At 48.3% G+C, this 13304-nt stretch carries 10 protein-coding genes; 6 read left to right on the plus strand and 4 right to left on the minus strand.

Translation table 11 applies throughout. The annotated features are described in order from the left end of the window. Positions 1–35: 35 nt before the first annotated feature. The 4 genes from DQW12_RS08050 to nadK all read right to left on the minus strand — a co-directional run bounded on the left by DQW12_RS08050 (position 36) and on the right by nadK (position 5989). Entirely contained in the window at positions 36–2801 is a 2766-nt protein-coding gene (locus DQW12_RS08050; protein ID WP_198683931.1) for an insulinase family protein, read from the minus strand. Positions 2802–2865: 64 nt separating this feature from the next. Continuing rightward, entirely contained in the window at positions 2866–3213 is a 348-nt protein-coding gene (locus DQW12_RS08055; protein WP_113907354.1) for an outer membrane protein assembly factor BamE, read from the minus strand. A gap of 116 nt (positions 3214–3329) precedes the next feature. Continuing rightward, positions 3330–4991, minus strand: coding sequence for a DNA repair protein RecN (gene recN, locus DQW12_RS08060; protein WP_113907355.1), 1662 nt, complete (start codon positions 4989–4991; stop codon positions 3330–3332). Between the two features lie 77 nt (positions 4992–5068). Further along, positions 5069–5989 (minus strand): NAD(+) kinase, encoded by a 921-nt coding sequence (gene nadK / locus DQW12_RS08065; RefSeq protein WP_113907356.1) that lies wholly within the window; start codon positions 5987–5989, stop codon positions 5069–5071. A gap of 219 nt (positions 5990–6208) precedes the next feature. Between nadK and grpE the strand changes: the two genes are divergently transcribed. From grpE to dapB, 6 genes are all read left to right on the plus strand, one after another. Beyond that, entirely contained in the window at positions 6209–6835 is a 627-nt protein-coding gene (gene grpE, locus DQW12_RS08070) for a nucleotide exchange factor GrpE (protein ID WP_113907357.1), read from the plus strand. 107 nt (positions 6836–6942) lie between these two features. Continuing rightward, entirely contained in the window at positions 6943–8865 is a 1923-nt protein-coding gene (gene dnaK / locus DQW12_RS08075; RefSeq protein ID WP_113907358.1) for a molecular chaperone DnaK, read from the plus strand. A gap of 90 nt (positions 8866–8955) precedes the next feature. After that, the gene (gene dnaJ / locus DQW12_RS08080) at positions 8956–10101 is read left to right on the plus strand and encodes a molecular chaperone DnaJ (protein ID WP_113907359.1); all 1146 of its coding nucleotides are present in this window, start codon (positions 8956–8958) and stop codon (positions 10099–10101) included. Positions 10102–10131: 30 nt separating this feature from the next. Then, positions 10132–10962, plus strand: a complete 831-nt coding sequence (locus tag DQW12_RS08085) for a M48 family metallopeptidase (protein WP_232819929.1) — start codon at positions 10132–10134, stop codon at positions 10960–10962. A 119-nt stretch (positions 10963–11081) separates the two neighbouring features. Next, complete coding sequence (locus tag DQW12_RS08090) at positions 11082–12308, plus strand: dicarboxylate/amino acid:cation symporter (protein WP_113907361.1); 1227 nt, start codon at positions 11082–11084, stop codon at positions 12306–12308. A 45-nt stretch (positions 12309–12353) separates the two neighbouring features. Then, positions 12354–13217, plus strand: a complete 864-nt coding sequence (gene dapB / locus DQW12_RS08095; RefSeq protein ID WP_113907362.1) for a 4-hydroxy-tetrahydrodipicolinate reductase — start codon at positions 12354–12356, stop codon at positions 13215–13217. Positions 13218–13304: the final 87 nt, after the last annotated feature.

Below are 13304 nucleotides of genomic sequence, written 5' to 3' on the forward strand. Positions count from 1 at the left end.
GCTGCAGCTCTTATTGTTAGCGTTAAGTTAACGGATTACTGGGGAACTGTCAAAGCCGAAGTGTGCAATGCCATAGCGGCTTTATGCTCACTCAAATGTTGCTTTACGCAGTGTAGGAAAGTGTTCAATTCTAGATTCAAGATCGCCTGGCCTAGTTCTTTGGCGAGCCCGAATTGGCCTTGGTTGTGCGTAATCGTTTGCCAGTTCCGCTGGGCACTAATACGCAGGCTTGGGTCGGGATCGAAAAAATGATTTGCGACGGCTTGTTGCGCAGCGCTAAAACTCTCTTGATCAATACTTTGCAGCTCTTCCGCTAAATTCTGAATGAAATCGGCGATTGCTTTGGTTAATGTTTTGGGTTCGGTTGTTGGCGATTGCACGTAAAACAGCAACCCAGGCAGCCCGTGCATGGGGGTGTAGCTCGTACCGACCAAATAGCCCAATTGTTGGCGAGTTCTCAATTCACTGAAAAAATGCGGGTTTGCTAAATGGTTAAGTAGTAAGAAACAGGCTCTATCTTTTAATTGTGTACTTTCACCTTGAATGAAAAACGCAGTAGCATGGTCGGGATGACTGCTTGGGAAACTGTGCTGCTCTGTTCCCGAGGGTAAACGACGAACATAACGGCTTATTTTGGTTGAGGGTTCGAGTACAAGAGGGAGATGCTGTGCCGCATGTTTTGCCATGTCTTCGGCTTGTTCTGCGTTCCAGTCGCCATGTACGAGCATAAGCGCTTGAGCATCGCGAAATAAGCCAGAAAGTAAGTTGATAAAATGGTCGTAATCCAAGTCGTTAACACTTTCGGCGAGCTGCTTCGATGTGTACGCACCTTGCTGCAGGTGGTGGTGTAGCATGGCAAATAGATGGTTGATCGGATTGTTCTTATGCACTGCGTGCCAGTTGTCACGGAGCTGATCGCGAATTTGCTGGAACGACTCTAAAGTAGGTTTGAACTTGCCTAAAGTTTGCACCAAGTCGTTAAACAACTGCGCTTGCTTGCATGAAAACCCTGCCAAATGAAGCGTAATACCGCCATGTTGTGGATAAAGATTAAAATGAATGCCGGCTACTTCTGCGTCGTAAAACGTTTCATTTAACAGCTCTAAGCCTAATTCGCACCAAATACGGCTGCAGGCATAGTTACGTGCACTGGCGTTGGCGTAGGGCAAGCGTAGCTGAAGATACAGGTGGCCTTTAGGCACTCGAAATTGCTGGTCCTGCAAATGCCAAAGCTCGAGAGCTGGCGTAATACGCGAATAGCGAGGAACAGCAGAGTATTCTTCCGAAGCAGAGGCAAGTGGGAGCGGTGAACGCCGCTCAGGAATATAAGGATTAACTGGCGGCAGCCTTAAGTTTGCGCTAGCAATAAGGGGCCTTACCGATTCGGAGTTAAACTCAGCTAAGGTTTCTGCAGTGAGTGGGGCCACTTGATAGCCGGCTTGGTACCATTTCGACTTCTTATTGGTCGGCAAACTACGATGAATACGGGTAATGCGAACATATTTCGGCTGTAAATGTGCCAATAATGTGTGTGCGAAATCGGTATTAAGGCAGTCCATGCGATAATCCCCGGAAACCACGTGTTGAGGTTCGTAGTGTAATAAATTGACCGACAATTGCGATGCAAGATCAACCGGACGAACAGTTTCTGGAAACTGATAGGCAAGGGCGACCATTTGTTTACGTTCATTGTATAGCGTTGGTTGTAGCCCTTGCTGCCGAATAAGTTCTATATAAGCGAAGCAGAGAGAAATAACTTCTTGTTCGTGCTGTCCGCCTAACTTAGTGAGTTGCAGGTTGATATTGAAGTCTTTGAAATTACTGCCGCTGGCGCCACCGCCAGCAGATAAATTTGTAATCCAACCTTTTGCGCGCAGCACAGCACATAAGGAATGTTGCCCTTCGTACCCCAGTAAATGGGCGATAAAACTCGTTGTTTTATGCAAATAGTCGTGATTAATACCCGGTAATGCAAAGGTTAAAATGAGTCGATTCGCTTCTTTGAGAGGCTTTACGTTAATTCTAACTGCAAGTTGTTGCGGTGTGTAAAGTGGAACTGTAGGTGAAGGCGTCGCCTCTGCAGCGGCTTGAATATTAGTGAAGTGTTGAGCCGCGAGTGTTAATAAAGCTTCGGTCGACTGGGGACCGGTCATCACAAGCGCCATATTACCGGCATGGTAGTAACTATGAAAAAAGTCGAACAACTGCTGGCGTAAGCTTGCGCCGGGTTGATCAATAAGAGTAGACGCATTGCCCACTGAAAATCGGGAAAAGGGGTGCGCGGGATTCGAGGTTTCTTTATGCACGTCGTAGAGTCGCCGCAGTTCGTCTTTTACTTTTAAACGATATTCTGCTTCAACGGCTTGGCGCTCTTTGTCTATCCAGTCTTGATTAAACTTTGGTGAACTAAACAGGGCAGCAAAACGGTTTAACCCCGCGGCAAAGTGCTCAACTGGGAGTTCAAAGTAGAAATTGCTATGTTCGGTACCTGTCCATGCATTATGGTGGCCGCCAGCGAAACTCATAAAGTCTGAGTAAGACTCGGCCTCAGGAAAGGCTTCACTGCCCAAAAAAACCATGTGCTCTAAAAAATGGGCGAGCCCAGGCGTGTTTTCTGGGTCTTGAAAGTGCCCCGCGCGAATGGCTAACGCAGCGGCCGCCTGGTGGGTATTCGGAATATGCACAGCAAGCACCGGCAAGCCATTGCTAAGCTGAGCAAGTTCATACTTACGTGTATCATCGCTGCTCGCCTCAGGGGCTTTGCGATACAAAAATGGCTCGTTTGAATGCTCTGTTGCCATGCAATTTATTCCCCGGTTTACTGTAAGAAGGCCGCCTTTTACGGCCATCGGGTACTACATGGAATTAAGGATCGAGGGGGGTGTTGAAGTTTTCTGGAACTTCAAAATCTCCGCTTAAACGCACTACCTTCTCATTTTCAAAATGAATAACAGCTTCGCGTGTAAACACTTCACCTCGGCCCGGCTTTAATCGATAAATATAATGCCATGTGTCGGCGCGAAAGGCATTTTCAACCACTGGCTTACCTAATACGTAAGCAACTTGTTCTCGGGTCATACCGACACGTAATTGATCAACGTCTTTTTGTTCGATGTAGTTCCCTTGCGGTATGTCAATTTTGTATACCAAGGGATCGACAACAGAGCAGGCCGACAGTGAAAGAGCAAACAGTGCAATAGCAATTTTTTTCATAGTTGAACCGAGTTCTAGCGCCTTATTTGTAGAATATAGAAGAATCATAACGTAAAAAGCAGCTCACCTGCTAGCGAGCTGCCCTAATTTGTCCAGCAAAAACCAACAAAGTTCCGTTAACCCGCTAACAACTCTTGCGCATTCGCCAGTGTATTCGCTGTAATAGTGTCACCGCCAAGCAAACGGGCTAACTCCGTTACTCGATCACTGTCGTTCAAAGCGTGCATTTGGGTAAAGGTGCGCCCACTACGGGTTGTTTTTTGAACTTGCAGTTGATAGTGAGCGCGAGCCGCAACTTGCGGTAAATGCGTTACACAAATAACTTGATTCGAGTCGCCCAGTTGGCGCATGAGTTTACCTACAGTGGCCGCTGTTGGTCCACTTACGCCTACATCCACTTCATCGAAGATAAGCGTAGGCAACCCTTCACGCTGTGCAGTCAGCACTTGAATTGCCAAGCTAATCCGAGAAAGCTCGCCACCGGAAGCAACCTTTTGCATAGGCTGTGGTTTTTGCCCCGCGTTAACGGACACGTCGAAGCTTACATGATCAAAACCCTGTAGAGACGCAAAAGCATTATCGGCCTGCACACGAATTAGCATTTGCCCGTCGGGCATGTTGAGCTGCTTCATGGTGGTAGCAATTTGCTTACTTAACGCTGCTGCGGTTTTAGTGCGCAGTGCACTCAGTTGCTCTGCAAGGCTAAAATACTGCTGCTGTGCCTTGGTAATATCTTGATCGAGCGTTTCTAACCGATCAGACGACAAACTAAGGCTGGCTAATTCTTCCTCAAGTTCTTTTTGCAACGCTGGCAGTTGGGCTGGGGTTATATGATGTTTACGAGCCAACTGTAAGGCGGTGCTCAGGCGTTGCTCGGCAAAGGCAAGTGACTCTGGATCTGCTTCTAGATGATCATGATAGTGGCGAAGCTCACGAACGGCTTCTTCAATTCGAACGGACGCTTCATCGAGAAGCTCAACAATAGGTTGCATGTTCGAATCTAATTCTATGTTGGACCGTAACCGTTCTACCACGCTTTCAACTAAACTGTAGGCGTTATTATGCTCACCATCGTAAAGTGAATTGAGCCCATATCCGGCATCATCCATTAAACCGCTGGTATTAGCGAGTTTGCGATGCTCTGCTTCGAGTGCCTCATATTCACCTTCAGCGAGGGCAAATTCGGTAAGCTCTTGGACTTGATATTCAATGAGCTGTTTACGCGCTAAAAATTGTGTTTCGTTTGCTTTTAGGGTGTTTAACTCTTTCACGAGAGCTTGCCATGAGCGCCACGCTTCGCCCACTTCAATTAGCTTAGCTTCGTGTTGGCCATATTGGTCGAGCAAAGCAAGTTGATATTCAGGTTTCATGAGCAAATGATGGTCGTGTTGACCATGAAGGCAGACCAAGAGGGAGCCGATTTCTTTGAGTAAACTCACGGGCACCGGAGCGCCATTAATGAAGGCTTTAGAACGGCCTTCTGCACTAATGGTGCGGCGTAAGAAGCATTCTCCTTCTGCGTCCAATTCGCGGTCTTCTAACCAGCTTTGTACTCGCGGTAGCCGTTCAAGGTAAAAGCTTGCTGATATTTCTGCTTTTGTGGACCCTTCGCGAACCATACTCGCCTCTGCGCGAGCACCTAAACAGAGACTTAACGCGTCGAGGGCTATGGATTTTCCTGCCCCTGTTTCGCCTGTAATTGCACTCATGCCATGCTTAAAGTCGACGATGAGGTCATCAACAATGGCAAAATTACGGATGCATAATTGAGTAAGCACAACAACCTCCTAGCTGGTTATATATACAGTAAATATACAGTATTTATCCAGTACCGCAAGGTGTGGCGAAAAATTATTTAGAAAAGTCGCGAGCCCCAGCTAAGCTTACTGCGTAACACATTGAAATAGTTGTAAGAGTGAGGGTGTATTAAACGTAGGTGCTCATGTTGCCGGCGAACATGAATAACGCCGCCGGGCGCTACTTTTAATGAATTATGGCCGTCGCAACTTATTTGTAAGGGTTCATTGTCGGGCGCAACCCGTAAACTGATCGTGCTTTCTGCAGAGACCACAAAGGGCCGGCTGCTCAACGTGTGGGGAAACATGGGAATAATATTTATCGCCGCTAAAGCAGGGTGCACAATACTTCCCCCGGCCGAAAGTGCATAGGCTGTAGACCCAGTAGGGGTTGCGATAATAAGTCCATCGCTACGTTGGCTAAACACAAAATGTTGGTCGACAAACACTTCAAACTCAATCATGTGAGCGACTTTGTCGGAGTGTAACACCACTTCATTCATGGCATTACCACGCAACGATTGCTGATTCTCGCCAGTAATTTCGGTATCCAGTAAAAAGCGCATCTCGGTGTGATATTTGCCCGCTAACACTTCACTTAGCTGTTCAATGGCTTGGTCAGGTGTTAAGTCGGTAAGGAACCCTAAGCTTCCTCGGTTCACGCCAATCACGCCGATGTCGTGCAAACTAAGCTCGCGCGCGGCACCGAGCATGTTGCCGTCGCCGCCAATCACGATGGCAAGGTCGGCTTGAGCGCCAATTTCTGGCAGTGTACCTACGCGCATGTGTTGCGGCAGCTGAAGGGCTAAACATTGTCGATATGCGCGGTCTTCGGCAATAACGGAGAATCCTGCGCTATCCAAGGCATTGCATAAATCGCGAAAGGTATGGCGCGCGGCGTCGGTGGCTGGAATGCCCACTAGACCAATCACTTTAAATTCAGAATTTTGCACGGCAGTAAGCTGGGAGTGCTGTGTCATGAGGGCGCCTTGTTCTGCTGGATAGGACAAAGATATTCCGTACGGGTTGTTGTAAAGCTAAGGAGTTTGGACGGTAATTTCAATAAAAAGCAGTAAATAAATATTGAAATGTAAACGCGTGCCCCCATATCGCAGACATAGCAAACGCATACAAGAGCGAGCAACTCGATAGCGGCTAAGCCAAACCGAGGTTCGCGGTTTATTGACTGGAGTAAAAGCATGACCAATTCTGTAGATCCGAACGCCGAAAAGCAAACGCAAGAGGCGACAACGAACGAAGTGGAGTCGGTGGCATCGGAACAAGCCGAACCCCAAAACGAGACGTCGAGTGATAAGCCACTAGAGCTGCAAGTGGCTGAGTTACAAGCCGCGTTAGCGCACGCGCAGCAAGAAGCCGCAACAGAAAAAGACAAAGCGCTAAGAATAGCTGCGGAAGCAGAAAATGTTCGCCGCCGCTCAGCCCAAGAGGTTGAGAAGGCGCGCAATTTTGCTTTGGAAAAGTTTGCAGGTGAATTATTGAGCGTGATTGATAACCTAGAGCGAGGCTTGGCTGCAATTGACCCCAACGATGAGTCTACCAAGGCAATCGCGGAGGGTATCGAAATGACTTACAAGGGCTTCATGACCACCATTGAAAAGTTTGGTATGGAAGCGGTACACCCGGAAGGTTCGCCGTTTGACCCGCAATTACACCAAGCTATGGGAATGCAAGAAAGCGCAGATGTACCCGCGAACACTGTGCTGCAGGTTATGCAAAAAGGTTATTTATTAAATGGCCGCTTACTGCGCCCAGCAATGGTAATGGTTTCTCGTGCACCTACTGAAGGTGTAGACGTGCAAGCCTAATGGCTGGGTGTTAAAAAAAGAGAAATTCTTAATTAAACATTGAAAAAGATTTGAGCGCCCCCAAATAAAGGGTAACTCAGTAAGATATAGCAGTTCGGGAGAAAATTATGAGCAAGATTATCGGTATTGACTTAGGTACAACCAACTCATGTGTTGCCATTATGGACGGTGACAAAGCGCGTGTTTTAGAAAACGCTGAGGGTGATCGTACTACGCCATCCGTAGTAGCGTTCAGCCAAGACGGCGAGACTTTGGTCGGTTCGCCTGCGAAGCGCCAAGCGGTGACCAACCCCGCGAACACCTTATTTGCAATTAAGCGCTTAATTGGTCGTCGTTACCAAGACGAAGAAGTGCAGCGCGATATCGGTATTATGCCGTTCAAAATTGTGAAAGCTGAAAATGGCGACGCGTGGGTAGAAGCAAAAGGTGAGCAAAAAGCGCCACCGCAAATTTCAGCAGAAGTGCTGAAAAAAATGAAGAAAACAGCTGAAGACTACTTGGGTGAAAAAGTGACCGAAGCGGTTATCACTGTGCCTGCATACTTCAATGACGCGCAGCGCCAAGCAACAAAAGACGCGGGTCGCATTGCCGGTTTAGAAGTAAAACGCATTATTAACGAACCAACCGCAGCTGCTTTAGCTTATGGTATGGACAAAAAGTCGGGTGACCGTACTGTAGCGGTATACGACTTAGGTGGCGGTACTTTCGACATTTCAATTATTGAAATTGATGAAGTGGAAGGCGAGCACACCTTTGAAGTATTAGCGACTAACGGTGACACGCACCTTGGTGGTGAAGACTTTGACAACCGTGTTATTAATTACTTGGTTGAGCAGTTCAAGAAAGACCAAGGCATAGACCTAACGAAAGATCCGTTAGCAATGCAACGTTTAAAAGAAGCGGGTGAGAAAGCGAAAATTGAACTTTCTTCTGCCCAGCAAACTGAAGTGAACTTGCCGTATATCACTGCAGACTCAACAGGCCCAAAACACTTAGCCATTAAGCTAACACGTTCTAAGCTTGAGTCTTTAGTTGAAGATATGGTGCAAAAAACACTAGAGCCGGTGAAGCAAGCTTTAGCCGATGCTGGCCTGAAAGTGGGCGACATTCACGATATTATTCTCGTGGGTGGGCAAACGCGGATGCCGAAAGTACAGCAGATAGTTACCGACTTTTTTGGCAAAGAGCCGCGTAAAGACGTGAACCCAGACGAAGCCGTAGCGGTAGGTGCAGCGGTTCAAGCGGGTGTTTTACAAGGTGACGTGAAAGATGTGTTGTTGCTCGACGTATGCCCGCTGTCGTTAGGTATTGAAACCATGGGCGGTGTAATGACTAGCCTGATTGAGAAGAACACGACAATTCCAACCAAGAAGTCGCAAACCTTCTCAACAGCAGAGGATAACCAGTCGGCGGTAACGATTCATGTGTTACAGGGTGAACGTAAGCGCAGCGCCGACAACAAGTCGCTTGGTCAGTTTAATCTGGAAGGCATTCGTTCTGCACCACGCGGTACACCGCAAATCGAAGTAACCTTCGATATCGACGCCGATGGTATTTTGAACGTGTCTGCAAAAGACAAAGACACGGGCAAAGAACAGAAGATTACCATTAAAGCGTCGTCTGGTTTGAGCGACGATGAAGTAGAAAAAATGATTCGTGACGCGGAGCTCAACGCGGAAGAAGATCGCAAGTTCGAAGAAATGGTACAGGTACGAAACCAAGCTGATGGCCTTGTGCATGCAACGCGTAAACAAGTGGAAGAAGCCGGTGATGCCTTACCAGCAGAAGACAAAGAAAAGATTGAAGCGGCAATTAGCGACTTGGAAGCTGCTATAAAAGACAGCGACAAAGAAGCAATTGAAGCCAAGTCGCAAGCCTTGATGGAAGCTTCTGCCAAGCTCATGGAAATTGCCCAGCAGAAAGCTCAGCAAGGTGGTGCAGAGGCAGGCGAACAAGGCCCTGCAGAGAACGCAGCAGACGACGTGGTAGACGCTGAGTTTGAAGAAGTTCAGGACAACGATAAGAAGTAATTATTGTTGTGGTAACTTTCTCGCACGGGCGTTACCGCTGGTAACGCCCGTGCGTTTGTTTAAGGCTTAACGGAAAAGAAGACGTAACTTATGGCCAAACCAGATTATTACGAGGTTCTTGGTGTTGAGAAAAACGCCAACGAACGCGATATCAAAAAGGCGTATAAGCGTCTAGCAATGAAGTATCACCCCGACCGAACCAAGGGTGATAAGGCGCTCGAAGTTAAATTTAAAGAAGTGAAGGAAGCATACGAAGTATTGGTGGATCCGCAAAAACGCCAAGCCTATGACCAGTATGGTCATGCTGCGTTTGAGCAAGCGCAAGGTGGCCCGGGTGGTTTCGGTGGCGGTGGAGCAGACTTTGCCGATATCTTTGGCGACGTGTTCGGCGATATCTTTGGCGGTGGCAGAGGTCGCCAACGTTCGCGTGCGCAGCGTGGTTCTGACTTACGCTATAACCTCGAGCTGTCACTTGAAGAAGCGGTACGAGGCAAAACAGCTGAACTAAAAATTCCAACGTTAGCGAGCTGTAATGATTGTGACGGCAGTGGCGCACAAAAAGGGTCGAAAGCGGAAACCTGCGATTATTGCCATGGCCAAGGCCAAATTCAAATGCGCCAAGGCTTCTTTGCTGTTCAACAAACTTGCCCGAAATGTAGTGGCCGAGGAACGGTAATTAAAGATCCATGCCGCACATGTCATGGCGAAGGGCGAGTTGAGAAAACTAAAACCCTGAGTGTGAAAATTCCAGCTGGGGTGGACACCGGCGACAGAATCCGCTTAGCGGGAGAAGGGGAAGCGGGTGAACATGGCGCGCCTGCAGGCGACTTGTATGTGCAAGTGCATGTGCGGGAACACCCTATTTTCCGTCGCGACGGCAATAATTTATACTGCGATGTACCGATTAGCTTTACGCAAGCGGCACTCGGTGGTGAAGTGGAAGTTCCGACACTCGACGGACGCGTAAAACTGAAGATTCCACAAGAAACGCAAACGGGAAGAATGTTCCGTTTACGTGGTAAAGGGGTAAAATCGGTACGAAGCGGCGTAACAGGCGACTTGGTTTGTAAAGCAGTGTTGGAAACACCGGTGAATTTGTCGAATCGGCAAAAGGAACTTTTACAAGAGTTTGAAGACTCAATGGGTAAAGGCGCTGAAGCTGCGAAGTATCGCCCAAAAGAGCGTGGTTTCTTTGACGGCGTGAAAAAGTTTTTCGACGACTTAACCGGAAATTAATTGATGTTGGATTGGGTGGAGAGCGTAATAATGGATATTATTAAAGGCATAGTGGCAACTGCATGTGCGATTGCCATTGCGGCATGCAGCACATCGCCAACCGGGCGCTCCACCCTCAATTTCATGAGTGGTAGCCAGCTGAATGAAATGGGTCGGGCGTCTTTTCAGCAAATGAAAGCTGAAGGCAAAGTAACCGATGACCCGGAGCTTAATGCTTATGCGCAGTGCATTACCGATGCTATTGTTGCGGTTCTACCAGAACAATATCGAGATTACGACTGGCAGGTTGCAGTGTTTGAAGAAGACACCATCAATGCTTGGGCGCTACCCGGCGGCTATATGGGTGTTTATACGGGCATGATGAAGCTGGCCGAAAATCAACACCAATTAGCTGCGGTAATGGGCCATGAAATTGGGCATGTTATGGCGGAGCATGGTGGCGAGCGGATGAGCAGTAACATTGTAATTTCTGGTGCACTGATTGGCGCCGAAATTCTGCTTATGGATCGTCCAAACGATCAACGAGCCCTGTTAATGGCGGCGCTAGGGCTTGGTGCGCAAGTGGGGGTTATGTTGCCGTTTAGCCGTAAGCATGAGTCGGAAGCAGACCAAATCGGTTTGGAACTTATGGCGCAAGCGGGTTTTGAACCGGAGCAGGCCGTTAAATTGTGGCAGAACATGGCGGCGGCAGGCGGCGGTAGTGGCCCTGAGTTACTGTCAACGCACCCGGCCCCCGAAAGCCGTATTCGTGACCTAGGAACACACGTTCCATCGGTAATGCCGCTTTACCAGGAACGCCGCCAGCAAGGCGAGCTGCCGAACTGCCAACGGCCAAGCTTTGCGGCGCGCGAAGCCAGTTAGTTTCGGCGCAATCAAAGTGCTATAAGTCAGAACAAAATCGAATTTGAGAAGAGCCGCGTACTGGTTATGGTACGCGGCTCTTTCTTTTTCTAATTGTTTTAACTGAGGCAAGTCCCGTTATGCTGGCTCTATGGTTTAAAATTCCGTTTTGGCAACGCGTGCTCGGTGCGTTCATCATTGGTGCTGGGTTGGGTTTAGTTGCACCCAACATAGGTGTGAGCCTAGAGCCGTTGGGCCAGTTATTTATTCGCGCAATTCAAATGCTCGTGGCCCCGCTTATTTTCACTACTATTGTGTGTGCGATGTTTAGCTTTGGAGCGGAAAAAGGTTTTGCACGTTTGGCGGGTAAAACCGTTGCTTTGTTCGTATTTACTGCATTTTTGGCTAGCCTAATAGGCCTTTCAGTGGCACAGCTCATCGACCTTTCGCCCGCCCAAGAGCTCAACGCGGTAGAGCAGGCTGCACGTGATATTCCGCCGGTGTCGCAAGTGTTATTGCATATTATTCCACGTAATCCGTTTGCTGCTTTGGCGGAAGGTAATGTACTGCAAATTATTGTGTTCGCAGTGTTAGTTGGGCTTGCGCTAAATACGCTCGGATCTCAAGTAGTCCCCCTTAAACGTGGCTTTGAGTCGGCCCGCGAGGTGATGTTTCAACTGACCCGCTGGGTGTTAGAGCTCACGCCAATTGGCGTATTTGGCTTAATGGCGTGGGTGATGGGTAATTTTGGTCTCGATGTACTGAAACCCTTAGCCATGTTTATTTTTGCTATTTATCTGGCTTGCTTGCTTCATATTGTACTTGTTTATGGCAGTTTAATTCGCTTTTTTGGTGGCATGAGCGTGGTGAGGTTCTTCAAGGCGGTTTTTCCTACCCAACTCATAGCGTATTCAACATCGAGCAGTTATGGAACCTTACCGTCGACACTCAAAACCACCACCGAAAAATTAGCGGTATCACCCAAGTATGCAAGTTTCTCACTGCCGCTTGGCGCCACCATTAATATGGACGGATGCGGAGGTATTTACCCCGCTATTGCCGCCGTATTTATTGCTCAATTGTACGGTATAACGCTGGGTTGGGAGCAGTATCTTCTGATTGTATTCACCGCAACTTTGGCCTCGTTAGGCACCGCTGGTGTGCCGGGGTCGGCTTTAGTTATGCTTACGGTTACTCTATCTGTTGTAGGATTGCCGCTCGAAGGTATTGCTTTTATAGCCGCAATTGATCGCATTATTGATATGATGCGAACGGCAACCAATGTAACGGGCGATATGGTGGTAAGCCGCGTGATAGCTTACCAAGAAGGCTTACTGGAAAACGATGAAGCAAGAGCCCAGAATTGATATAGTGCCACCACATCTGTAACTGATATTGAGAGCGGTTAAAGCATGGCAAAAATAAAAGTAGCGGTAGTTGGTGCATCAGGCCGCATGGGGCGTGAGGTCATTCGTGCGCTTCTTTCTCATCCGTCGGCGGAACTCGTGGCGGCATTAACGCATGAAAACTCTGCTAGTGTGGGTATAGACGCGGCCGTATTGCTGGGTGAAGCGGCTTGTAATGTGGTGCTAAAGAGTGATTTTTCTGATTTTAATGGGGCCCACGTTATAGTCGACTTCGCTCTACCCGAGGGGTTGAGCGATCGTGTACAGCAGTACAGTAAACTGCAAATCCCGGCGGTCATTTGTGCAACAGGTTTAAGCGCGTCAACAGAGGCGATGTTACACCGTGTTGCTCAGCAAATTCCCTTGGTGTATGCAGCCAATACCAGTGTCGGTATTAATATTTTGTCCATGCTGGTTGAACAGGCGAGTGCAATGCTTGGCCTTGAGGCGGACATTGAAATTCTGGAAGCGCACCATACGGCGAAGAAAGACGCGCCCAGTGGCACGGCGCTTTTGTTAGGTGACGCAGCGGCTCGTGGACGCGGGCAATCCATAAGCGAAGTGGCCGAATATAACCGCAATAATAGCGAACCTTATCAGCAGGGGTCGATAGGTTTTGCGACGTTAAGGGCCGGCGACATTGTGGGTGAACATACTGTTTATTTGGTTACCGGTAGTGAACGCCTTGAACTTACTCACCGCGTGGCTTCGCGGGCCACCTTTGCCAACGGCGCGTTGCGCGCAGCGCTTTGGTTGGTGAGTGGGCAAAGCTTAGTGAGTGAACAAAGCTTAGTGAATGAACAAATGCAAGGAAAAAGCGCAGGTTTTTATACTATGACCGACGTGCTGAGGGTGGACGGCAGAGCATAATTTTCGTAAAATAGTAACAATTTGCCGAACGCCGGCAAGCTCACTGTGTAAGTGTTGAGTTTTATGATTCTGCTGAGTTTTTTGTTA

Source organism: Aliidiomarina celeris (assembly GCF_003316875.1).
Taxonomy (GTDB): Bacteria; Pseudomonadota; Gammaproteobacteria; order Enterobacterales; family Alteromonadaceae; genus Aliidiomarina; species Aliidiomarina celeris.

What these genes read in the sequence shown, in the direction of transcription:
- DQW12_RS08055 (WP_113907354.1), bottom strand. Translation starts at nt 3,213, where the DNA reads ATGAAAAAAATTGCTATTGCACTGTTTGCTCTTTCACTGTCGGCCTGC.
- DQW12_RS08050 (WP_198683931.1), bottom strand. Translation starts at nt 2,801, where the DNA reads ATGGCAACAGAGCATTCAAACGAGCCATTTTTGTATCGCAAAGCCCCT.
- grpE (WP_113907357.1), top strand. Translation starts at nt 6,209, where the DNA reads ATGACCAATTCTGTAGATCCGAACGCCGAAAAGCAAACGCAAGAGGCG.
- DQW12_RS08085 (WP_232819929.1), top strand. Translation starts at nt 10,132, where the DNA reads ATGGATATTATTAAAGGCATAGTGGCAACTGCATGTGCGATTGCCATT.
- DQW12_RS08090 (WP_113907361.1), top strand. Translation starts at nt 11,082, where the DNA reads ATGCTGGCTCTATGGTTTAAAATTCCGTTTTGGCAACGCGTGCTCGGT.
- dapB (WP_113907362.1), top strand. Translation starts at nt 12,354, where the DNA reads ATGGCAAAAATAAAAGTAGCGGTAGTTGGTGCATCAGGCCGCATGGGG.
- dnaK (WP_113907358.1), top strand. Translation starts at nt 6,943, where the DNA reads ATGAGCAAGATTATCGGTATTGACTTAGGTACAACCAACTCATGTGTT.
- nadK (WP_113907356.1), bottom strand. Translation starts at nt 5,989, where the DNA reads ATGACACAGCACTCCCAGCTTACTGCCGTGCAAAATTCTGAATTTAAA.
- dnaJ (WP_113907359.1), top strand. Translation starts at nt 8,956, where the DNA reads ATGGCCAAACCAGATTATTACGAGGTTCTTGGTGTTGAGAAAAACGCC.